Genomic DNA, 22,161 nt, shown 5'->3' with positions numbered 1-22,161 from the left:
TCTCCTAGGAGTTGTGTTTCCCCCACCCCGCCCCTTCCCGAACTGGGGGGCAAGCCCCCAGACCCCCGACGGGGCTTCGCCCCGGACCCGTATGCGACCTTCGGCCGCATGTCCTCAAACGCCGGACGGGCTGAATGTGCGGCCCTGCCGCACATCCAGCCCCGTGGGGGTCCCCCCGGACGAAGTCTGGGGGAGTTTGAGGCGCGGTCCCGGACGCGAAATTCAGCCCCGTGGGCGTTTGAGGCGCGGGGATCCGGGGGCAGCGCCCCCGCACGGGGTTCGGGGCGGAGCCCCGGTGGGGGCTGGGGGCTTGCCCCCAGTTCGGGAAGGGGCGGGGTGGGGAACAAGCCCGCCGCAGGCGCCGGGTCTGGGGCTGAGCCCCAGGTCAGGGCCGAACGTTCGGGGCCGCGGCCGGAGCGGAACCCCGCGCTAAACGTTCGGGCGGTCCCCGGACGCCGCCGCCCTCGCAATCTCCTCCAGCCGCGCCAGCATCGGCATCGGATCCACCCCCACCGTCCCCGGCAGAAAGTCCGCGATCTTCTCCGGGCTCCAGCCGCCCTCCGCGTACCCCGCCCGCAGTTCCCTCGGCTGCGCCCACACCGCGATCTTCGGGCCCGCGATCGTATAGACCTGACCCGTGATCCGTTCCTCGCGGGCGCGGTCGGAGAGCAGGTAGACGACGAGCGCCGCCACGTCCTCCGGCTCGCCGATCTCCTTGAGCTCCATGGGGACGTTCGCGGACATGCGCGTACGGGCCACCGGCGCGACCGCGTTCGCCGTGACGCCGTATTTGTTGAGGCCCAGCGCCGCGCTGCGGACGAGCGAGATGATGCCGCCCTTCGCCGCGGAGTAGTTGGCCTGCGCCACGCTCCCCTGGTGGTTGCCGCTGGTGAAGCCGATCAGTGTTCCGGCGCCCTGTTTGCGCATCACCGCGGACGCCGCCCGGAAGACCGTGAACGTGCCCTTCAGATGTGTGGCGACCACCTGGTCCCACTCCTCCTCGGACATGTTGAAGAGCATCCGCTCGCGCAGGATCCCTGCCACGCACACGACTCCGTCGATCCGCCCGTACTCGGCGAGCGCGACGTCCACGAGCCGCTGTCCCCCGGCCATCGTGGAGATGTCGTCGGCGACGGCGACCGCTTCGCCGCCCGCCGCGACGATCTCCTTGACGACCGCCGACGCGATCTCGGACGTCGGCTCGCCGCCGCCGATGGAGACGCCGTAGTCGTTGACGACGACCCGCGCCCCCGCCGCCGCCGCGGCCAGGGCGACGGCCCGGCCGATGCCGCGGCCCGCGCCGGTGACGGCGACGACCTTGCCTGCCAAGAAGTTCCCCACGTCCGGCCCCTTCCCGCGGTTTCTGACGGACCGTTAGATTCTACGGTCAGTCAGATACTCGAGCACAAGCCCCAGGAGGCAGCCCGATGTCACTCCCGGCCGAGTTCTTCGAGATCGCCAAACGCGTGAACAACTGGGGCCGTTGGGGCGCCGACGACGAGACGGGCACGCTGAACCTGATCACGGACGAGGTCGTCAGAGCCGCCGCCCAAGCCGTCCGCAGCGGGCGTCGCGTACCCCTCGCCCTCCCCCTCCACCAGGACGGCATCCAGACCGGCGTCATCCCGGGCCGGGTGAACCCCCTGCACACCATGGTCCAGATCAATCAGGAGCTCTTCGGCCCCGGCACCGTCGCCACCAGCGACGACGCCGTGACCATGGGGCTCCAGGCCGCGACCCACTGGGACGCCCTGACCCATGTCTCCCACTCGGGGAAGATCTACAACGGCCGTCCCGCCGACACCATCACCCCGCACACCCGCGCGCAGTTCAGCGGCATCGACAAGGCCCCGTACATCGTCTCCCGCGGCGTCCTGCTCGATGTCGCGCGCGCCAAGGGACTGGACCGGCTGCCCGGCGGGCACGCCGTGACGCCCGAGGATCTGGACGAGGCCGCGGAGTTCGGCGGTGTCACCCTCGGGCCCGGCGACATCGTTCTCGTACGGACGGGACAGATCCAGGTCGTCCTCGGCGGCGACAAGCACGCCTACGGCTATCCGTCCCCGGGCCTGTCGGTCCGCACCCCCGAGTGGTTCCACGCCCACGACGTCGCCGCCGTCGCGAACGACACCCTCACCTTCGAGATCTTCCCGCCGGAGATCGAAGACCTCTGGCTGCCCGTGCACGCCCTCGATCTCGTCGAGATGGGCATGCTCCAGGGCCAGAACTGGAACCTGGAGAGCCTGTCCACAGCCTGTGCGGAGGCGAAGCGGTACGCGTTCCTGCTGTCCGCGATGCCCGAGCCGTTCGTCGGCGCCACCGGAACCCCCGTTGCTCCGGTCGCGGTCCTGTGAGTCCTACGGGGTGGTGACGAAGCCCCGCACTCCGGGCTCGTACACCGTCCCCGGCGCGCCCCGGTCCACTTCGCAGCGGTCCACCTCGCACCAGATGGACTTGCCGACGCCCTCGCGCTGCCAGCCCCACCGGTCGGCGAGTCCGTCGACGAGTTCGAGGCCGCGGCCGTTGGTGTCGTCGCCCTCGGCGTGCCGCGGCTTCGGCGGGCAGGCGCTGATGTCGGCGACCTCCACCCGGACCGTCCCGGCCTCGGTCACTCCCGCACCGAACAGCATGCGCAGGACCGCCGGACAGCCGGTGTGCACGACCGCGTTGGTGACCAGTTCCGAGATCAGCAGGATCAGTGTCTCGGCCAGCGGCTCGTCGACCCCTATCCCGGACCCTGCGAGCCGCGATCGCGCCCACCTACGGGCTCGTCCCACCTCCGCCGGGTCGGGCCCGACTTCCAACTGAACCAGAAGCACCTGCACCGCTCACACCATCCGAACCGGCGGACACATCGCCTCGCGCATCGACAAGGTCCTCGACCAGGTCACCGAACGTGACTCCGTTACGAGACAGCATGGTTGACGTACAGTCACCGCAACAAGCGCTTCGGGCATATTCCAGCGCGAAGGAGTACCCGTGGTGCATACTGTGCGACGCACGTTGCGGGGAGTCGAACAGAGGCTCGCAGCCCGTACTCGCACGGGACGAGCGGCGCGCATTCCCGGGCCCGGAGCCGCCGCACCGGCAACTCCGTGACAACCCTGGCTCGGAAGCACTCGCATCCCACGGAGGGTACCGGAGCGTGACCCCGACTCCGGCCCGTGACGAGTCGTCCCAAGGACACAACCCGGTATCAACGCTCAGTGACGCTTCAGAGTGCTGAGGCCAAGGCATCCGCCTGGATCTCCTCCGCCTCCGCCGCGGTCAGCCACATCTGCCCGCGCAGCCAGGCCCGTTTGAGATGCAGATGCACCTCCGCCTCCCAGGTGAAGCCCATCCCGCCGTGCACCTGAAGACAGTCGCGGGCATTGCGCACCGCGGCCTCGTCGGCGAGCAGCTTGGCGCCGGCGATCTCGGTGAAGTCCCCGGTGACGGCGGCCGCGTAGACGGCACTGCGGGCCAGTTCCGTGCGTACGAGCATCTGGGCACACAGATGCTTGACTGCCTGGAATCCGCCGATGGGCTGCCCGAACTGTTCGCGTTCCCCGGCGTATCGCACGGCCGTCTCCGTGGTGCGGGCGGCGCTGCCGAGCTGTTCGGCGGCGGTCAGGAGCACGGCGTCCGGGCGCGGCGGGGCCTTGCCGGGCGTCCCGTCCGGGATCCGGTGCACCGGGGTGAGCGGGTCCATGGACCGCACGGGACGGGTGGGCAGGTCCTTCGGGTCCCGCGTGCGCATCCCGGCGCCGTCGATCACCAGGGCCGCATCCGCCTCGCCGAAGTGCGGGATCAGCGAGCGCAGTTGGGTCGTGCAGGTGACCACACGGGTGCCGTCCGCCGCCTCCGGGATCCGCTCGGCGGCGATATGGGTCGCCACCAGCGGCCCGTTCAGCAGTGCCCGGCCCGCCTCCTCGAAGACCAGGGCCGCCTCGGGCAGCCCGAGTCCGGCACCGCCCTGTGCCTCGGGCAGGCGCAGCGAGAAGAATCCGGCCGCGCCGAGCTGTCGCCACAGCTCACGGTCGACCGTGCCTCCTCGCTCCACGGTGGCCCGCAGCGCCTCGGGCCCGAAGCGGCCCGCCAGCAATTCCCGTACGCCCTTCTGGAGGGCACGCTGGTCGTCGGTCAACCGGAAGTCCATCAGCGCCCCTTCGGCAGGCCGAGGATCCGCTCGGCGACGATGTTCCGCTGGATCTGGGAGGTGCCCGCGGCGATGGTGTACGAGAGCGAGGAGAGCCGGTCGGCTGCCCACTGCCGGTCGAGGTCGAAGGCGTCGGGGCCGAGGACTTCGGCGGCCGCCTCGTACAACTCCTGGCGTGCGTGGGAGTAGCGGAGCTTGAAGACCGAGCCGCCGATGCCGGGCACGCCGCCCGTCTGCTGGGACTCGCTGACGTTCCACTGGATGAGCCGCCACAGCGCGCGGAACTCGGCGCCCAGACGGCCGAGCCGGCGGCGCAGCACCGGATCGTCCCAGGTGCCGTTCGCGCGTGCGGCGGCGGCCAGTTCGCCGAGGGTACGGCGGCAGGCGACGACCTCACCCACGAAGGCCGTGCCGCGTTCGAAAGAGAGGGTGACCATGGTGACGCGCCAGCCGTCGTTCTCCTCGCCGACCCGGTTGGCGACCGGCACCCGGACCTCGTCCAGGAACACCTCGGCGAACTCCGCCGACCCGGCCAGCGTCCGCAGCGGGCGGACGGTGACCCCGGGCGCGTCCATCGGCATGGCAAGCCAGGAGATACCGCGGTGTCTGGGTGCCTCCGGATCGGTGCGCACCAGCAGCTCGCACCAGTCGGCGACCTCCGCGTGCGAGGTCCAGATCTTGGAGCCGGTGACGACATAGTCGTCGCCGTCCCGCACGGCTCTCGTACGCAGGGAGGCGAGGTCCGAGCCCGCGTCCGGCTCGCTGAAGCCCTGGCACCAGATCTCGTCGCCCCGCAGTACGGGCGGCAGCCAGCGTTCGCGCTGCCAGGCGGTGCCCTCGGCGGCGATCGTGGGGCCCGCGTGCAGCAGCCCCACGAAGTTCGCGCCGACGTAGGGCGCGCCCGCCCGCTCGGTCTCCTCCAGGAAGATCAGGCGCTGGGTGGGGGACGCGTCCCAGTGGACGTCCGCGTATCCGGCGTCGTACAGCAACCGCTGCCAGGTGGTGTCGTACGCCCGGCGGCCCGGCCAGTCCAGCGGGTCGGGCCGGGCGGGCAGCTTCGGCAGCGAGAGGTCCAGCCACTCGCGCAGCCGCGCCCGGAAGGCTTCCTCTTCCTCGGAGTACGTGAGGTCCATCAACGATCCAGATCGAGGTCGAGCATGCGGATCGCGTTGCCGCGCATCAGCTTGTAGACCGTCTCGTCGTCCAGGCCCTTGACGTGGTCGAGTGCGACGTCCTTGGTGTGCGGGAAGGTCGAGTCGACGTGCGGGTAGTCGGTCTCGAAGGTGGCGTTGTCACGGCCGACGACGTCGAGGGACGCGACCCCGTGCTTGTCGCGGAAGAAGCAGCAGAACATCTGCCGGTAGTAGTACGTCGAGGGCGGCTCGGGGATCAGATCGCGCACCCCGCCCCAGGCCCGGTGCTCCTCCCACACGTCGTCGGCGCGTTCCAGGGCGTACGGAATCCAGCCCATCTGGCCCTCGCTGTACGCCAGCTTCAGCCGCGGGAACTTCACCAGGACGCCGGAGAAGAGGAAGTCCATCATCGAGGCCATGGCGTTGTTGAAGCTGAGCGCGGCCTGCACGGCGGGCGGCGCGTCCGGGGATGCGGCGGGCATCTGGGAGCTGGAGCCGATGTGCATGTTCACCACCGTGCCGGTCTCCTGGCAGACCGCGAAGAACGGGTCCCAGTAGCCGGAGTGGATCGACGGCAGCCCCAGATGGGTGGGGATCTCGGAGAAGGTCACGGCCTTCACACCGCGTGCCGCATTGCGCCTGATCTCCGCGACGGCCAGGCCGATGTCCCAGAGCGGGATGATGCACAGCGGGATGAGCCGGCCGCCGCTGTCGCCGCACCACTCCTCGACCATCCAGTCGTTGTAGGCGCGCACGCAGGCGAGTGCGACCTCCTTGTCGTGGGCCTCGGCGAAGGTCTGCCCGCAAAAGCGCGGGAAGGTGGGGAAGCACAGGCTCGCCTCCACATGGTTGAGGTCCATGTCCGCGAGGCGTTCCTTGGGGTCCCAGCAGCCCCGGCGCATCTCCGCCCGGGTGATGCCTTCGAGGGTCATGTCGTCGCGGTCGAAGCCGACGGCGGCGATATTGCGCTTGTACGGGAACTTGAGGTCCTCGTAGATCCACCAGTCGGTCGGGGGGCCGTCGGGATCCATGGTGATCCGGTATTTCCCGGCGACGTACGCGAGCTCGCCGATGCCCGCGGTCAGCGGCCGGGGGCCGCGGTCCCGGTACTTCGCCGGGAGCCAGGTCTCGAAGAGGTGGGCCGGCTCGATCACATGGTCGTCGACGCTGATGATCCGAGGCAGTTCCGTCATGGTGTCCCCTCCGCCGTGCCCGGTGCGGCCGCCGGGCAGCGCTGAATCTGATGACCCGTCAGAAATTAGGCTAGCCCCGCACCCCTGGACCGACAAGGCGGTGGGCCCTACGCTCTCGGCACGATCTGACTACCCGTCAGCAATGGAGGGTTACGGACCATGAACGAGACCGCACACGCCCTGGGCGCATCGCGCACCCTCTGGGAACTGGTCCGGCGCAGGGCGGCCCTCACCCCCGACCGGCCCGTGTTCCTCCAGCAGAGCCGTAGCCTCACCTTCGGCGAACTGCGGGACCGCTCGGAGCGGGTCGCGGCCGGTCTGTACGAACTGGGCGTGCGGCCGGGAAGCGTGGTCGCCTGGCAGCTGCCGACCCGGATCGAGACGGCACTGCTCTCCTTCGCACTCGCCCGCATCGGCGCCGTACAGTCGCCCGTCATCCCCTTCTACCGGGACCGCGAGGTCGGCTTCGCGCTACGGGAGTCCAAGGCCGCGCTCTTCGCCGTGCCGGGGACCTGGCGGGGCTTCGACCATGCGGGCATGGCGCACCGGCTCGCGCTGGAACTGCCCGAACCGCCGCTGGTCTTCGAGGCGTACGCGACGCTGCCCGACGCCGATCCGGCGGTCCTGCCACCGCCGCCGGAATCCGGGACGGACGTGCGCTGGATCTACTGGACGTCCGGGACCACCTCCGACCCCAAGGGCGTGCTGCACACCGACCGTTCCCTCATCGCGGGTGGCGCGTGCCTGGCACACGCACTGCACCTGTCGGCCGACGACGTCGGCTCGATGGCCTTCCCCTTCGCGCACATCGCCGGGCCCGACTACACGGTGATGCTGCTGCTGTACGGCTTCCCCGCGGTGATGTTCGAGCAGTTCGCGCTGCCCGACGCGCTGGAGGAATACCGCAGACACCGGGTGACCGTCGCGGGCGGATCCACCGCGTTCTACTCGATGTTCCTCACCGAGCAGCGCAAACAGCCCGGGCGGCCGCTGATCCCCAGCCTGCGGCTGCTGGCCGGGGGCGGGGCGCCCAAGCCGCCGGAGATCTACCACGCCGTCGTACGCGAGATGGGCTGCGGGCTCACCCACGGATACGGCATGACGGAGGTCCCCATGATCACCATGGGCGCGCCCGACGACACGGCCGACAACCTCGCCACGACGGAGGGCCGGCCGCCCGCGGGCATGGAGATACGCATCGTGGACGGCGAGGTCCGCCTGCGCGGCGAGGCGGTCTGCCAGGGCTACCTGGACCCGGTCCAGTCCGCCGCGGCCTTCGACGGCGAGGGCTTCTTCATCACCGGCGACCTCGGGCATGTCACGGACTCGGGGCATCTCGTGCTCACCGGGCGGCTGAAGGACGTCATCATCCGCAAGGGCGAGAACATCTCGGCGAAGGAGATCGAGGACCTGCTCCACGAGCACGCAGGGGTGGCGGACGTCGCGGTGATCGGGCTGCCGGACGCGGAGAGGGGGGAGCGGGTGTGCGCGGTGGTGGAACAGGTGCCAGGCGCCGAGGAGTTGACGCTCGACGCCGTCACTTCGTATTTGCGGGGGGCGGGGTTGTCGGTGCACAAGCTGCCGGAGCAGCTGGAGATCACGGATGGGTTGCCGCGGAACGAGACGTTGCGGAAGGTGCTCAAGTACAAGCTGAGGGAACGGTATTCTTGACCGCTGCCGCACGGACAGCCGTGACGGCCCGCCGAATACGGCGGACCGTCACACACCTCGATCTCAGTACCGGATCTCAGTACCAGAGCTGATTCTCGGTGTTGGCGAATTGCCACACCTGCGTGTAGCTACCGTTCGCGGTCAGGTAGTTGTTCACGTCGAGCGAGCCGCCATTGAACCGGTTCTGCCACTCGTAGACGGTCTTGTAAGACCCTTCGAGCCATTTGGTTCCGTGTGCGATCAGAATCCACTGCTGACTGGACCGATCAATGAATCCGCTGCAGTTCCACTGGTGCACACGGACCCCGTTCCCCTTCCATGGGCCCTGAATGTCCATGCACTTACCCGTGTACAGGTTCCTGATGCGGTAGTAGGAATAGGACCCCACGGCCCCTTCCTTGCTGAAACACCAGAGCTGTGGCGTTTCATTGCGGTTCTCCCAGATCACCACCCGGCCACCGTCCTGGGTACTCGGGCCTGCCACCTCCGCGACCGTCCGAACGCCGTTGGCTTTCGTCGCCTGGACGGCGCCGAGCCACTGCGGCCTGCTGCCCGCGTTCCAGGAGCTTCCGTATTTGTCGAGACAGCGGTTGTCAGCCGCGCTCGCCGAGGAGGCCGAGGTCAGGAGTACGACGGTACTCACGGTCACCAGCGTTGCCATGCTCAGGAGCATCGATCCGAAGCGCCTCAAGGCGTGTTTCACCGAACCCTACTTTCCTGTGCAATAGCCGGAACTGCAGGGGCGGAGATCTCTTCCGCAACAAATCAAGGAAAGGAATGCGAACCGCTCCAGCCCCCCGAGGCCCGGCATCCGAACTCTGCAAACCGCAGAGCGTGCAGAGTCTATACCGGCACGTTGGCCTGAACCAATAGACGTGCGACGGAATCAGTCTCTTCCACTTTTACATCGCACGATCAAAAGCATGGGATCCGGAGCGTGTTCAGAAGTGGAACAAGGTCATTCCTCAGAGCCTGCTCAGTGACGCCGCCGCGAACAGCACGTCCCGGATCGCCTCCCGGTCGCCGTCCTGGCCCGCCGCGGCCTCCTCCGGTGAGACATGCCCCGCCACCAGGCGGCAGAACTCCAGGCCGTCCAGTGCCACTTGGGCCACCGCCCGGTCCGCCGAGGCGACGGCCGCCGGGGAGTCCAGGGCGATGTACCAGTTCCCGCCGCCCGAGCCCTCGACCTCCAGGTGCAATGAACGGCCGGGAGCGCCGGCCGCCACCAGGTGCCTGGCCGGTCCGGCGAGACCCGCGCGTCTGCGGTCCGCGAGGGCCGCGGGCAGCAGCCGCGCCGCCAGGTCGATCATCCGGTGCAGATGGGAGCCGCTCGGCGGCTCGTACGGATAGTCCACCGCGTCCGCGATGTCGCCCGCGTGGATCCAGCACTCGAAGGCCCGGTCCAGGAGGGAGTCCCGCAGCGGCAGGGCGAAGTCCCCGTACGACACGGAAAGTTCGGCGACTCCGCGGCCCGCGAAGGACACCGTCCTGATCAGGGTGTGGCTCTGGTCGCGCCACGGCTCGCGGACGGCGCGCGTGCGCGGCAGGCCGGTGGTGCGCCAGTACGCCTCGGTGCGATCGGCCGGCACCTTCGGCGCGTTCGCCCCGAGGGGATCGTCCAGACCGAGCGCGCTCGCGACCAGGCCGTCGATGGCCATCAGATGCCCGATCACCCCGGCGACGGTCGTCCGGCGGCTCACCTGCCGTTCGTCCTCGAACCACTTGAGGTGCACCGGCGCGTGCCACTCCGACTCGCCGATGTCCCGCAGCAGCGCGTCGAGCCGCGCGGTCTCTGCGTCGTACGGAGTCGCCCAGACGGGTACGGGGATACGCGCGGGCCTGCGCCCCAGGCAGTTCTCCAGCACCCGGAAGCGCAGCAGCGGGTCGAGGTCCAGATCCCGGTCGGTGTGCAGCAGTGCGACGGCATCGCGCAGCCGCAGGGCCTCTTCCGCGCAGGGCGCGCAGTCGCCGAGGTGCTGCTCGACCGCCGCGGTCTCCTCGGCGGAGCAGGCGGACAGCGCCCACGCGCCGAGCAGCGACTTCAGCACGCTGTGGGACGGCCGTTCGACGGGCGCGGGCGGTACTTCGGGTACGGGCTTCGCCTCGGGCACGGTCTGTGCCTCCGGCTCGGGCACGCCGCGGAGCGGCAACAGGCGCGCGGGCGGGTCCAGATCGTCCGCCGCGGGCCGCGGTCCCGGTATGCGCGGACCGCCCCGTACCTCTTCGCGGCCGTCGTCGCCGGAGCGGCCGTTTCCGCGGCCGCTGTCGAATGGCCCGTTCACAAGGAGCGTCCGTATCGGGGCGGTGAGGAGCCTTGCGGGGAGGAGCCTTCCAGCGGGCGCGTGTTGGCGGTGGACAGCAACTGGAGGCCGAGCCGCAGCCGGCGCCTGGCCTCGTCCTCGGTGACCCCGAGGTCGGCTGCCGTCTGGCGGTAGTCCCGGCGCTGGAAGTACGCCAGCTCGAGTGCGTCCCGCAGGGGCGCGGGCATGGAGGTGACGATGTAGTCGGCGCGGGCGGCGACCGCTGCCCTGCGCACCTTCAGCTCGAGCTCCTCGGTGGTGCCCTCGCCGCCCTGGGCGAGTGCGGCGGCCTCGGTCTGGCGCAGCCGGTTCACGGCCTGGCTGTTGGTGAGCCTGGCCACCCAGGAACGCATCGAACCGTGCTTGGGGTCGTAGGAGTCGGGGTTCTCCCAGATGTAGCCGAAGACCTCACGTGTCACCTGGTCGGCGGCCTCGTCGTCGTCGAGCACCCGGTGGGCGAGCATGTGCACCAGTGAGGCGAACTTGTCGTACAGCTCTCCGAGCGCGGCGGCCTCTCCCCGCGCCAGCCGCTGCTGCATCCTGCGGTCCCAGCGCGGCGGTGTGTCCTTTGCCATTCGGCCCCCAAGCCTGTCCCCTGTGCCTGTCGCCTCTTCGAATGTAGTGCGCGTTGCAGCGAACGCACGCCCCTTCATTGCAAGTGCGCCCCCGGGGGGCAGGTTCAATGGTATGGGCGGTCCGCTCCCGCAAGCCTGCCTTGAGCTTCGTGTTTCAGGCGGGAGGAGCGGGGCAGTGGCGTCAGGAAGGGCAGCTTCCGGATGTGTCCGGCCGCACCACAGCGGGCGCGGCACTCCGGATCGGCGTGAGGAGAGGTCCGGACGTGATGCTCAAGGTGGACGAGACCCGGCAGGGCGCATGGACCGTGCTGCACGTCCGCGGAGAGCTCGATCTCGCCTCGTCGCCCATGATCCGCCAGCACGTCCACGACGCGGTCGCCCTCGGCCGCCGCGATGTGGTGCTCGACCTCTCCGAGGTGCTCTTCTGCGACTCCAGCGGCGTCGGAGTGCTCATCGCCGCCCGCCGTCTGCTGCGCTCCTGCAGGGGCAGGCTGCGCCTGATACTGCCCGCCCACGGCGCCGAGGAGGGCTCGCACGTCAACAGGGTGCTGGGCGCCCTCGGGGTGCGGCGCCTGTTCGAGGTGTACGCGGACACGCACTCGGCCACCGACGAGGAGGCCCAGCCGCTCTCCGCCTGATGCGGAAGCCGCCCCTTGGTCACCGTGTGGCGCCTCGCCGTCACCGGGCGTACCCGCAGATGTCGTCGTGATGTCGTCATCACGTAAATGGGGGAGTAGTTGCACGCGTCAGCGCTCGGAGTCGTACGCTCGCCCTCATGGACAGCGCAGAATACGAGCGCAAGATCGCTTCCCGCTTCGCCGCCTTCGACCAGGACGGCAATGGCTACATCGACCGTCAGGACTTCAGCGGGGCGACCGCCGCGCTGCTCGCCGAGTTCTCCACCACGGCTCGCTGTGACAAGGGCCAGGCCCTCTACAGCGGCGCGGAGGCGTTCTGGCAGGGCATGGCCGGGATTGCCGATGTGGACGGCGACCAGCGGGTCACCCGCCCGGAATTCATCACGGGCGCGGTGAAGAGACTGCGCGACAACCCCCAGCGGTTCGCCGAGATCGCCCGCCCATTCCTCCACGCCCTGATCGACATCGCCGACGAGGACGGCTCCGGTGTGACACCGTCCGCCGCCGAGCGCGTGCTGAAGGTGCTGGGCGTCGAACCGACGCTGGCTGCGCGGGTGGCGGTGGGCCTTGACGCGGACGGGGACGGCCGGATCGCGGAGGAGGAGATCCTGTCGGGCTTCGCGTCGTACTTCGTCACGCCGGAGCCGTAGCGGTACGGGGCTCCGCCTCGGACCCTGGTGTCCTCAATTGACGGGCGGACTCACTGCGCAAAGGCAGCCGTCCCACTCAAGGATGATCACGACGTCAATTGTGGTGTGCAGTAGCGTCGTTGGCGTCCGTTCGCAGGTGTAGTGCGGGCGCCCGCCATCCTGCCCCCTTGAGCAGGGAGACGATGGCGGTCGATGGCATAGCTGTGCCCTTCTGTTGGCGATGATGTGTTTGAGCTGCGTGTCAGCCGGTCAGCGGGCGGCTCAGGCGCCCCCACCGACCGTTGATTCAGGCACGGGTGACGCGTGCGTGCCAGGCGTCACCATCGCGGATGAGCCGCGCGTTGAGCTCGTGGGTGCGGAGAGCCCCCTCTTCCAACCACTCGTGGCTCAAGGCGCGGAGGACTTCGAGTGCCGGGGATTCGGCATGGTCGGCGATGAGGAACTCGTCGGTGACGACGGCTGCGTGAGCAGTGCCATCAGGCGCGAGGGACCCGACACCGACGCCGGTGCCTTGGTCGATGGTCGCTTCGAGCAGGCCGGTGGGTTCGGCGGCGATGAGCCAGTTCTTCAGGTGGAAGTAGTCGGAGTCCGGCGCTGGGGTTGGCTCAGTGTGTGTCGCCCCACGAAGGACAGCGAACAGCGATGAGGCGGTGCTGCGCTCCTGATTGCTCAGGACCGTGAGCGAGAACTCGGGCTGCTGCGGATCGACAACCCGGGAGACGGTATCCGCAGGATAGGCCGCGATCATGGGGGTGTATCCGCCGTGGTGGATCTCGACCTGATGTGGCTGATGCTTGTCATCAACGGTGATGCGAGCGATCGCGTAGGCGCCCGGCAGGTCGGCGATGCGTACGCCGCAGAGGAGGGTGCCGCCTGGCTTCAGTTGCTGGAGCCAGGCGTCGGGGATGGCCAGAGGGGTGGTGCCGACGAGGATGCGGTCGTACGGGGCACCTTGCGGATACCCGAGGAGGCCGTCGCCGACAACCACGGTGACCCGGTGACGGTACTCGGCATAAAGAGATTCGGCCCGCTTGGCGAGACTGGATTCGATCTCAATAGCGGTGGCCTGTCCATCGGGGCCTGCCAGTTGGGCGAGGAGCGCGGCGGAGAGGCCGGAGCCGATGCCGATGTCCATGACGCGCGCGCCAGGGCGGACATCGAGCATCCGCAGGTGGCGGTGGGTGACGACAGCGGGAGTGCAAGGGCGTACGGCACGGCCGTCAGCTCCATGGAACTGCTCGGTCGGCACGGCCGAGATGGCGCGGTCTAGGGCTTCACTGGAGGTGTCGGGCATCGAGCGATCCTCGGTTCAGATGCGAAGGGTGACGTGGAAGGGACGGTCGGAGGTAATGCGCTACCCGTCACGAGTGGACCTCGTCACGATCGCCGAGTTACGAGGCGGCATGCAGACGCTTGCCGAGCGCTATGACCGGATGCCCTCCGCCACACTCCTCGGCCATGCGGGGCAGCACGTCAGCCAAGTCACCTTCCTTGCCGGCGAAGCGCCAGCGGGGCGCGTGCAGCGGGAGATGCGCATTCTCCAGACCGATGCCGCCACCTTCATGGGCCAGCTGGTCTGGGACGCTTCCCAGCGTCACGACCATGCGACCGCACGGTCGTACTACGCGCAGAGTGTGGAGGTGGCGCGGCACCTGCGCGACCGGACTGCGGAGGGCCACGCCCTCTTACGTACGTGCTACGTCGCTCTCTACGGTGCCAACGACTACCGCGAAGGGCTCGAACTCGCGCTGGAGACCGCCCGTACGACGCGATACACGAGTCATGTGCTCACCGGTCTTGCCATGCTGCACGCCGCTGAGGCACACGCCTTCCTCCAAGAGGGCCGTGAATGCGAGCGAGCTCTGGCGGGCGCGGAAAGACATCTGGAGCAGGCCAACAGCTCGGACGCCGCCCATGATCTTCTCTCCCCCACCCACTTCGGACGGCTGGCGGGCTCTTGCTACCTCACCCTCGGCGACTATCGCAAAGCCCAGCGGCTTCTCGAGGAGACTGCGGCGGAGCTCCAGGACCGACGCAAGTCCCGCGCGATCGTCCTCGGCAATCTCGCGCTGTCCTGGATCCGCGAGGGAGACCTCGACGCCGGGCTGGCCACGTTCAATGACGCCGTAAACGAACTGCAGGGCACCCGGGGAGGTGGTGGAATGAACATCGTCTTCCGGGCTGCCCGCGAACTGCGTCCCTGGCGGAGCGAACCGGCGGTGCAGGACGCTCAGGACAGGCTCATGGCTCTGATGGAAGCCGCATGAAGGGACCGACATGCTCACACGGGTAGATCAGGAAAAGCAGAGGGTACGCGAGCGCGTCTGGAACCTGCTCGATTCAGCCGACGCGACCCACGATGTCTCGGCGCATGGGCGTATCCCGAACTTCAAGGGTGCCGAGCGAGCTGCGGACCGGCTTGCGAAGCTGGCGCAGTGGCGCGCCGCTCGCGTCATCAAGGCCGTGCCGGACAAGGCCCAGCTCCCCGTGCGCGCCCGTGCGCTCAGCGAAGGCAGGACCGTGTTCATGGCTGTGCCGAAGCTCGCCGATGCACGCCCGTTCTACCTGCTGGACCCGGCTGCGCTGACCGTTCCGCCCGCCGAGGCGGCATCGAGCAAGGTCGCCGCGTCCGTCGCCCCCAAGGTCGATGTCGAGGATCTGAGCCCTGTCGACCTTGTGGTGGTCGGCAGTGTCGCGGTGAATCGCGAGGGCGTACGCATCGGCAAGGGCGCCGGGTACTCGGATCTCGAATTCGCCCTCCTGATGGAGGCCGGGCTCATCGGCCCGGAGACGGTAGTCGTGACCACCGTCCACGGCTTGCAGGTGCTGGACGAGGAACTGCCGGCCACAGGCCACGACTTCGGGGTCGACCTGATCGTCACGCCCGACGAGGTCATCACCTGCCGCTATCCTCATCGCCCGACGGGACTGGTGTGGGAACACCTGGACGCGCAGAAGATCGCATCCATCCCGGTCCTGGCGGCTCGTGCCCCGGCCACCGGTCGCTGAACCGCCACGCCAGGGCGTGACCTCACTCCCCGCCCACCGCCACGTTCGGGTTCCCGTCCCGCCCCTGTGGCTTGAGTTCGATCTGGATGGTGTGCGTCGTGTCCCGCGCCGCCGAGCCGCCGGCGCCCGCCGTCAGCACCCCGATGCGCAGCTCCGCGCGTCCGCTGCCCTCGCGGCGGACCTGGACCGCGAACTCCAGATTCACCTTCTCCACGCTGAACTTGAGGTCGCGCCCCTCGCCCGCCCGCTGCGCCCGTTCCAGCTCGTCGCGGACCTGTCCGATCACCTCGGCCAGTCCCGCCACAGCGGCATCGTCACGCTCAGCCATCGCGCACCCCGTCTCCCGTAGTTATGGTTGGGAAGTATGAGGGAGCCGTGGCACACGTCCAACTCATCGTCACCCGAAGAAGGTTGGCGGGTCTGTCTGCTTCGTACGCAGGACCGCTCCGGCCGCCCGCTGGGTGCAGGGGTGCTGCTCCCCGGGGGACTGGTGCTCACCTGCGCCCATACGGTGCTGTCCCGGCCGGGACGCGACGGCACCCGCGCCCCCTTCGACACGGTCTACGTCGACGTGCCCGCCGCCGCGCTGTCCGGTGATGCGCCGGAGCCTCTGCGCGCCCGGCTGCTGCGGGAGTATCTGGTCCTGCCCACCGCGCACTTCAGCGGCGATCTCGCCCTGCTCAAACTGGACCACGAGCCACCCGTGCCCCACGCCGTGCTGCACCGCCAGATCCCGGCCCGCAACGAACCCGTGCACTTCACCGGCTATCCCGAGGACCTGCCGGGCGGCGAGCACCTCGACGCCCGGCTGATGGGGCGCGGCGGGCCCGCGCACCGGCCCGAGTGGGTGCAGCTGGACACCGAGGGCTCGCCCTATGTGGTCCGGCACGGCTACAGCGGCGGCGGCGTCGTGCACAGCCGCTCGCGCCGTCTCATCGGCATCGTGGCCCACCAGTTCGGCACCCCGCAGGCACCCGTGCGGCGGGAGCACGCGTACATGATCCCGACCGAGACGGTCCTCAAGCATCTGCCGCTGGAACGGCTCGGTCTGACGGTCACCGGCCCGCGCGCCGTCTCCCGCGATGTCGCCGTGGCACCCGACCGGACCGCGTCCGGCCGCGTCCCCGGTCTGCACCGCAGGCTCACCCGCTGGCTGGACGGTGAGCCGGACACCGACCCCGTCGAGCTGGCCTTCGCCGGTGAGGGCGAGCACGCGCTGCTGCACACCATCCGCTCGGTGCTCACCCTCGCCGACCGGGAGCAGAGCCCGCCCTCCGCGTCCGGGAGTGCGGCGGGCGAGCCGCAGGTGGGCAGCATCGACATCGCCGTCGACGCCACCAACCGCACGGCCGGAGAGCTCGCCGTCCACGCCGCCGAGCGGATCGGACTGGAGGGCGGCAGATCCCACGGCGCGCGCCTGGAGCAGATCGCCGAGGAGAGCCCGCCACTGATAGCCGCCTTTCTCGCCGTCGACCGGTCCGCCTCCGAGGACGCGGAGATCACGGCCCTGCTGCGCGCACTTCTCGCGCGGGGTGACAGCCGGCTGCTGCTGGTCTTCAGCGATCCCGGCTCCCCGCTGCTCGCGCGCGTACGGAGCGAACTCCTCGATCCCGAGTGGGCAGATCGCCGCGCGGACCGGCTCGCCGCGCGTGTGAACCGGCTGGCCGAGTGCGAGCAGCGATTACGGCAACTCCCCGCGCGTCCGGCCACCGCGGGCCGTCCCGCACCCCGCCGCCCCGACGGCCGGTCGCCGAAGCTGCGCCGCGAGCTCGAACAGCTCTGCCGCGGCGGCCCGTTGTACGGCTCGCCCGCCCTGCCGCACGCGCTGTTCCGGCTCGCCGTCGACGTCGAGACGGCGCTGCTGGACGCCGAAGCCGCCGAACAGGCACTGGCCGGGCCGCTGGGCCCGCACGAGTTCGTCGTAGAGCCGCCGGGCGACGGGCTCACCGATCTGCCGGTGATCGCCGTGCGCGACCCGGACGCGCTCGTCACCGCACCGGCCGGGCCCCATCTGGCGGGCGGCGACCGGCTGCACCAGCAGTACGAAGTCGTGGGCCCGATCGGCCAGGGCAGCCACGGGCAGGTGTATCTCGCCCGCGATCTGCTGCTGGACAACCGGCCGGTGGCGCTGAAGGGAATCCTCGACCCCGGCAATCCGGCCGCGGTCCTCCAGGCCCATCAGGAGCGGCTGCGGCTGGTCAGCCTCAACCATCCCTCCGTGATCCGGGTCGTCAACTACGCGCGCCATCCGTCGGCTTCGGCGGAGTTCATCGTGATGGAGTTCGCCGACGGGGCGCCGCTGGAGTGGGTCGCGGCAGGTATCGGCCGACAGCGTCCGCCGTTCTCCGGGCCCCGTGTGCGCGAGTTCATCGTCGTCTACGGGCTGCTGATCCTGGACGCGCTCAGCTATCTCCACGACCAGGAGGGCCTCGTCTACGGCGATCTCTCCCTCACCAACGTGCTGCACTGCGGCAAGGGCATCAAACTCATCGACGTCGCGGGCGTCCGCAGACCTGGCACACCGGGACCGGTCAGCCACCGCCCGCCCGAGACGGGCCCCTCGGGCGAGATGACGACCGCCGGCGATCTGTACACGGTCGGCGCGGTCCTGGACGAACTGCTCGCCAAGGACCCCGTGCCGCCGGCCGACCTCGGCACCCAGTCGCTGGAGCGCGCCCTGCGCCGCGCCATGGCACGCGACCCCAAGCGGCGCTACGCCACCGCCCAGGAGATGGCGCTCCAGTTGCGCGGGGTGCTGCGCGAACTGCGTTCCCTGCGGCTCGGCGAGGAGACTTTCGAACCCTCGCCGCTCTTCGACCGGGCCGCCACCGCCCTCGACGGGCAGCTGGGCAAGGCCCCGCCGCTGACCCGCTGGCGGGCGGGCGGCAGTTGCGGCGACCCGGGGCACGCGAGCCCGGCGAGGCCGGCCGGACAGGACCAGGACGCGCAGGTGCCGGGCCCTGCCGAGGTCGCGGTGGCCCTGCCCGTGCCCAAGGCGGACCAGCAGGACCCCAACTGGAAGGAGCTGCAGCGCACTTCGTACGCCGACCCGGCCGGTCTGCTCCAGCTCAGCGACGAGTGGCTGCCCTCGCCCGAACTGCACCTGCTGCGCTGCCGCCTGCATCTGGAGCTCGCCCGGGACCAGTTGCGCGGGCGAGACCAGCAGCTGGTCGCCGCGGCGATGGAGCTGGACCGGGCCGGGCGGCTGCTCGGCGACCGCAGGCGCTACGACTGGCGGCTCGACTGGCACCGGGGCCTGACCGAACTCGCCCACGGCCATGTGCGCCAGGCCCTGACCTGCTTCGACGAGGTGTACGACGCGATTCCCGGCGAGTACGCGCCCAAGCTCGCCCTCGGCTACTGCCACGAGAAGCTCGCCGACTCCGCGTCGGACGCCGAGACCCGCGAGGGGCACGAGCAGCAGGCCATGCGGTTCTACGACGCGGTGTGGCGGCGCAACCACGCGCTCGGGAGTGCCGCCTTCGGCCTGGCCCGTATCCATCTCGCCCGCCGCAGCCCGGACCTGGCTCTGGCCTCGCTGGACGGCGTGCCGCCCGACTCCCGGCACCGCACCGCCGCCCGTACGGCGATGGTGCGCATCCACGCCGGCCCGCCCGCCGACGGGTCGCCGCCGACCGTGGCATCGGCGGTGCGCGCCTACGCCGCGCTGCGCAGGCTGGTCAGCCACGAGGGCCTCACCGACCGGCAGGCGTACGAACGGCTCACCGCCCAGCTCCTGGAGCTGCTGCTCGAACTGACCGCCGCCGCACGGGAGAAGGACCCGCTGGCCGAGCTGCGCGCCTCGCTGCCGCCCGGAGTCCCCGTACCCGCCGGTGAACGGGAGCTGCGCGAACAGCTCTCCGCCTGCTACCGCAAGCTGGCCGAGCAGGTGCCGCAAACCGACCTCGCCGAGGACGCCGAGCTCGCGGAGGCGCTGCTCGACAACGCGTACCGCACGCGTCCCCTCGGCCTGAGACACGACCGGGACGGACACAGGAACGGGCGCCGCGGCCCCCGGTCCCTTGCGGTGTGGCTGCCGCGCCGGCCCTGGCTTCGCAGCACCGGGGAGGAGGCGTGAAGCTCCGCGAGCGGGTCCGGCCCGTCCTCACGCGGCTGCGCCTTGTCGCACCTAGGGGGTGTCCGGCGGATCAGGCTGGATCAGGGAGCGGCGTCATGCGGCTTCGGATCCAAGGCGGAGGAGGGAGGCATGGCGGAGCCATGCCGACCGACGACAACGCAGGAGACGGAGTCGCAGGGCGTCGCGAGCCCAGCCTGATCCGCCGGACACCCCCTCGCGCCCTGCCCGCGCTGCGCGGGCTCTTCCCCGCGCTGTGGCGGCGCGCCGCGGGCCGCACCCCCGAGGGCAGCTGCCCCACCGCCGCGTTCCTGCGCCGCCGCATGCTGGTCCTGCCCGTGCTCGCCGTGGTCTCCCTCGCCCTCTCCGCGGCCGCGTACGGCGACATCCACGGCCGCACACAGCGGCTGCGCGACCGGTGTGCACCCGCGCTGGTCGATCTGGCCCAGGCCAGGACCTCCCTCGAACTGGCCCAGGGACAGGCCGATGTGCGGTTGCTGAAGAACACGACGCCCGGTCTGGTCGAGCTCGGCGAGACCTACCGCTCCCTGCTGACGGAGGCTACGCAGAGCCTCAGCCGGGTCGCCCGCTCCGGGGCCCTGCACAAGGGACAGGAGCAGGAGCTGCGGGTGGTCTCCGGCCTGGTCGTCGCCTACGGGGACAAGATCGCCTGGGCGGAACGGAACCGAACGAGCGATGTCCTGCGCGAGGCCGGGGTCGCCTACGCCGAGGACATGCTGCGCGGCCGGCACCGCACGGTCACCCCGGGAACCGCGCAGGAGCCGATCTCCATCCTCGAACGGCTCCGGGAACTGGAGCGCCAGCTCCACCGGGAGAACCACGACCTGGCGGCCTGGAGCCCGCTCACGCTGACCGGCGCGGCCGCCGCCGCACTGGCAGCCGTGCTCTTCGCCTTCGTCCTGCTGGGCACGTCGGTGTTCCTGGCCGACCGGCTGCGGCTGATCAGCGTGCAGTTGGCGGTGGCCGCGGTGCCGGTGCTGCTGACTCCCGTACTGCTGGCCGTCGGCGGGTTCGGGGAGCATGCGGCGCAGGAGCGGTCGCGTGCGGCTGTGGGCAGGCTCGCATCCGTGTCCGCGGACGACACGGCCCCGCGCCGGATCGAGTCGGCCGCGCGGGAGGCGGACGCGGCGATGCGCGAGGCCCACCCCGAGGGCTGGTCGCTGACGGCGGGCATCGTCGTGCCCGCCGGCGGTGTCGGCGCGCTCGCCTGCGGCGTCACGCTCTTCCTCTACGGCCGCCCCTATCCGGCCGTCCGCCCCCGACGAAGGCTCCCATGAAGCGCTTGAGGGCACTGCTAGGGCGTGTTTTAGAAGTAGCGCCGTCCGCCCGAAGGGCGGGCCCCGCGGCGTCTGGTGCGTGCAGTCGCAAGGCGGAGGATCGCCCTCGTACTGGACGTACTTGGGCGACTCCGACAACACCGCGAGTGCGCGTGCCAGGCGTCGCGGGGCAGGCGCGACTTCTAAAACACGCCCTAGCCTGCTGTCTGCTCACCGCCGCCGCCGTGACGGCGAGCGGCTGCTCGGACGCGGCCGAGGAGCGCACGCTGGTCGTCCTCGGCCCGTGGACGGACGGCGAGGAGCGGCCGTTCGTGGCGGCGCTGCGGCGTATCGGCGAGCGGACCGGGCGCAGTTACGTCTACAAGGGCACCCGCTCCCTGCGCGAGACGCTGCTCGCCCAGCTCCAGGCGGACGCGCCGCCGGACCTGGCGATCCTGAGCAGCCCCGGCGATCTGGCCGAGTACGCCCGCACCGGCGACGCGTATCCGCTCCCCGAGAAGGTCGCGGGGGCTGCCGTCCCGCCGTGGGCGCCGGCCGTGACCGTCGACAACGAGCGGGGCGAGGCCCGTACGCACGCATACTGGGCGCCCGTGCGGGTGGACCTCAAGTCGCTCGTGTGGAGCCGCGGGGCGAGCGCTGGGGAGGATCCGGACTGGTGCCTCGGCATGGGCTCCGGCGCCACCTCGGGCTGGCCGGGCACCGACTGGGTGGAGGATCTGCTGCTGCAGCGGCAGGGACCCGCGCAGTACGAGAGCTGGGCGACCGGGAAGGCCTCGTGGCAGTCGACGCGGCCGGCGTGGGAGGAGTGGGGCAGGCTGCTGGCCGCGAACAAGGGGGACGACGGGGACGACGGGGACGACGGCAAGGCCCTCGGCGCGGAGGGGCTGCGCTCCTCCTTCGAGCTGCTCGGCAACGGCCGGTACGGGCTGCTGAACCGGAGCGACTGCACCCATGAGCACCAGGGCTCGTTCATCCGCCGCCACTACGGCGACGACGTCCTGCCCGAGCCGACCGCCCGCTTCCTCGGGGCGAGGAACGCGGGCGCGCACGTCTACGAGGTCTCCGGCGACCTGGCAGCCGTCTTCAAGCCCAGCGTCGCGGCGTGGGACCTGCTGGGCCGCCTCACTTCCCGCGAGGCGCGCGAGGACTGGGCGAAGGCTGCGAAGCCCGCGGAGCGGCCGTACTTCCCCGGCGGCACGTTCGGCTCCGTACCGCTGTCGCGCAGCACGCGGGCAGTGCAGGACCTGTTCGACGGGGCGGGCCAGATCTGCCTGGACGCCTCGGACGCGATGCCGCCGACGCTGCGGGACGCGTTCTACCGGGCGGTGCTGGAGTTCCTGGGCGCGCCGCGGAGCAGCGCCCTGCTGACGCGGCTGCTGGAGCAACTGGAGGCGGAGCGGCAGCTGCAGTTGCAGGAGGACGCGTTCCTCCTCGACGACCTGTGCGACAACGCCCCCGGGCAGTCGCCCTAAGGGTGTTCA

Annotated in this window: 19 protein-coding genes; 9 read left to right on the top strand and 10 right to left on the bottom strand. The window is 70.5% G+C overall.

Translation table 11 applies throughout. From position 1 onward, the window contains the following. Window positions 1-429: 429 nt before the first annotated feature. Complete coding sequence (locus OOK40_RS16570) at window positions 430-1,341, bottom strand: SDR family oxidoreductase (RefSeq protein ID WP_266481555.1); 912 nt, start codon at window positions 1,339-1,341, stop codon at window positions 430-432. Window positions 1,342-1,427: 86 nt separating this feature from the next. Between OOK40_RS16570 and OOK40_RS16565 the strand changes: the two genes are divergently transcribed. Next, window positions 1,428-2,354 carry a cyclase family protein gene (locus OOK40_RS16565; RefSeq protein WP_266481553.1) on the top strand — a complete coding sequence of 309 codons (927 nt, stop codon included), beginning with the start codon at window positions 1,428-1,430 and terminating at the stop codon, window positions 2,352-2,354. A 3-nt stretch (window positions 2,355-2,357) separates the two neighbouring features. Here OOK40_RS16565 and OOK40_RS16560 read toward each other — a convergent pair whose 3' ends face one another. The 4 genes from OOK40_RS16560 to OOK40_RS16545 form a co-directional block, all read right to left on the bottom strand. Continuing rightward, window positions 2,358-2,825 carry an ATP-binding protein gene (locus OOK40_RS16560; RefSeq protein WP_266481551.1) on the bottom strand — a complete coding sequence of 156 codons (468 nt, stop codon included), beginning with the start codon at window positions 2,823-2,825 and terminating at the stop codon, window positions 2,358-2,360. Window positions 2,826-3,214: 389 nt separating this feature from the next. Next, window positions 3,215-4,138: an acyl-CoA dehydrogenase family protein gene (locus tag OOK40_RS16555; protein ID WP_266481548.1), complete on the bottom strand. Its 924-nt coding sequence runs from the start codon at window positions 4,136-4,138 to the stop codon at window positions 3,215-3,217. Continuing rightward, window positions 4,138-5,271, bottom strand: coding sequence for an acyl-CoA dehydrogenase (locus tag OOK40_RS16550; RefSeq protein WP_266481545.1), 1,134 nt, complete (start codon window positions 5,269-5,271; stop codon window positions 4,138-4,140). The genes OOK40_RS16555 and OOK40_RS16550 overlap by 1 nt, the downstream gene beginning before the upstream one ends. Next, on the bottom strand, window positions 5,271-6,464 hold the full coding sequence (locus tag OOK40_RS16545) for an amidohydrolase family protein (RefSeq protein ID WP_266481543.1): 1,194 nt from the start codon (window positions 6,462-6,464) through the stop codon (window positions 5,271-5,273). Before OOK40_RS16545 ends, OOK40_RS16550 begins: the two co-directional genes overlap by 1 nt. A 159-nt stretch (window positions 6,465-6,623) precedes the next feature. Here OOK40_RS16545 and OOK40_RS16540 point away from each other — a divergent pair, with 159 nt between their 5' ends. After that, window positions 6,624-8,135, top strand: coding sequence for an AMP-binding protein (locus tag OOK40_RS16540; protein ID WP_266481540.1), 1,512 nt, complete (start codon window positions 6,624-6,626; stop codon window positions 8,133-8,135). Window positions 8,136-8,211: 76 nt separating this feature from the next. On the opposite strand, the gene OOK40_RS16535 is transcribed toward OOK40_RS16540, so the two are convergent. From OOK40_RS16535 to OOK40_RS16525, 3 genes are all read right to left on the bottom strand, one after another. After that, entirely contained in the window at window positions 8,212-8,796 is a 585-nt protein-coding gene (locus OOK40_RS16535; protein ID WP_266481537.1) for an RICIN domain-containing protein, read from the bottom strand. A gap of 304 nt (window positions 8,797-9,100) precedes the next feature. Further along, on the bottom strand, window positions 9,101-10,417 hold the full coding sequence (locus tag OOK40_RS16530) for a zf-HC2 domain-containing protein (RefSeq protein WP_266481534.1): 1,317 nt from the start codon (window positions 10,415-10,417) through the stop codon (window positions 9,101-9,103). Next, a complete protein-coding gene (locus OOK40_RS16525; protein WP_266481532.1) occupies window positions 10,414-11,010 on the bottom strand; it encodes a sigma-70 family RNA polymerase sigma factor in 597 nt (198 codons plus the stop codon). The genes OOK40_RS16530 and OOK40_RS16525 overlap by 4 nt, the downstream gene beginning before the upstream one ends. A gap of 263 nt (window positions 11,011-11,273) precedes the next feature. Here OOK40_RS16525 and OOK40_RS16520 point away from each other — a divergent pair, with 263 nt between their 5' ends. Continuing rightward, the gene (locus OOK40_RS16520; protein ID WP_266481530.1) at window positions 11,274-11,648 is read left to right on the top strand and encodes an STAS domain-containing protein; all 375 of its coding nucleotides are present in this window, start codon (window positions 11,274-11,276) and stop codon (window positions 11,646-11,648) included. A gap of 137 nt (window positions 11,649-11,785) precedes the next feature. Then, window positions 11,786-12,298, top strand: a complete 513-nt coding sequence (locus OOK40_RS16515; protein WP_266481528.1) for an EF-hand domain-containing protein — start codon at window positions 11,786-11,788, stop codon at window positions 12,296-12,298. 286 nt (window positions 12,299-12,584) lie between these two features. Here OOK40_RS16515 and OOK40_RS16510 read toward each other — a convergent pair whose 3' ends face one another. Continuing rightward, a complete protein-coding gene (locus tag OOK40_RS16510; RefSeq protein ID WP_266481526.1) occupies window positions 12,585-13,592 on the bottom strand; it encodes a methyltransferase domain-containing protein in 1,008 nt (335 codons plus the stop codon). 73 nt (window positions 13,593-13,665) lie between these two features. On the opposite strand from OOK40_RS16510, the gene OOK40_RS16505 reads away from it, so the two are divergent. Further along, window positions 13,666-14,565, top strand: coding sequence for a transcriptional regulator (locus tag OOK40_RS16505; protein WP_266481523.1), 900 nt, complete (start codon window positions 13,666-13,668; stop codon window positions 14,563-14,565). A 10-nt stretch (window positions 14,566-14,575) separates the two neighbouring features. Further along, on the top strand, window positions 14,576-15,307 hold the full coding sequence (locus tag OOK40_RS16500) for a 5-formyltetrahydrofolate cyclo-ligase (protein ID WP_266481520.1): 732 nt from the start codon (window positions 14,576-14,578) through the stop codon (window positions 15,305-15,307). A 22-nt stretch (window positions 15,308-15,329) separates the two neighbouring features. Here OOK40_RS16500 and OOK40_RS16495 read toward each other — a convergent pair whose 3' ends face one another. Further along, window positions 15,330-15,635, bottom strand: a complete 306-nt coding sequence (locus OOK40_RS16495; protein ID WP_266481518.1) for a trypco2 family protein — start codon at window positions 15,633-15,635, stop codon at window positions 15,330-15,332. 141 nt (window positions 15,636-15,776) lie between these two features. Here OOK40_RS16495 and OOK40_RS16490 point away from each other — a divergent pair, with 141 nt between their 5' ends. The 3 genes from OOK40_RS16490 (at window position 15,777) to OOK40_RS16480 (ending at window position 22,152) form a co-directional block, all read left to right on the top strand. Beyond that, entirely contained in the window at window positions 15,777-19,385 is a 3,609-nt protein-coding gene (locus OOK40_RS16490) for a tetratricopeptide repeat protein (protein WP_266481516.1), read from the top strand. Between the two features lie 140 nt (window positions 19,386-19,525). Then, a complete protein-coding gene (locus OOK40_RS16485) occupies window positions 19,526-20,680 on the top strand; it encodes a hypothetical protein (protein ID WP_266481514.1) in 1,155 nt (384 codons plus the stop codon). A gap of 224 nt (window positions 20,681-20,904) precedes the next feature. Further along, on the top strand, window positions 20,905-22,152 hold the full coding sequence (locus OOK40_RS16480) for a hypothetical protein (protein ID WP_266481512.1): 1,248 nt from the start codon (window positions 20,905-20,907) through the stop codon (window positions 22,150-22,152). The last annotated feature ends 9 nt before the right edge of the window (window positions 22,153-22,161 follow it).

The sequence above is a fragment of the Streptomyces sp. NBC_01481 genome, from assembly GCF_026339995.1.
GTDB lineage: Bacteria > Actinomycetota > Actinomycetes > Streptomycetales > Streptomycetaceae > Streptomyces.
Note: the sequence above shows the minus strand (reverse complement) of the source record. Positions and strands in the feature narration are given on the sequence as shown.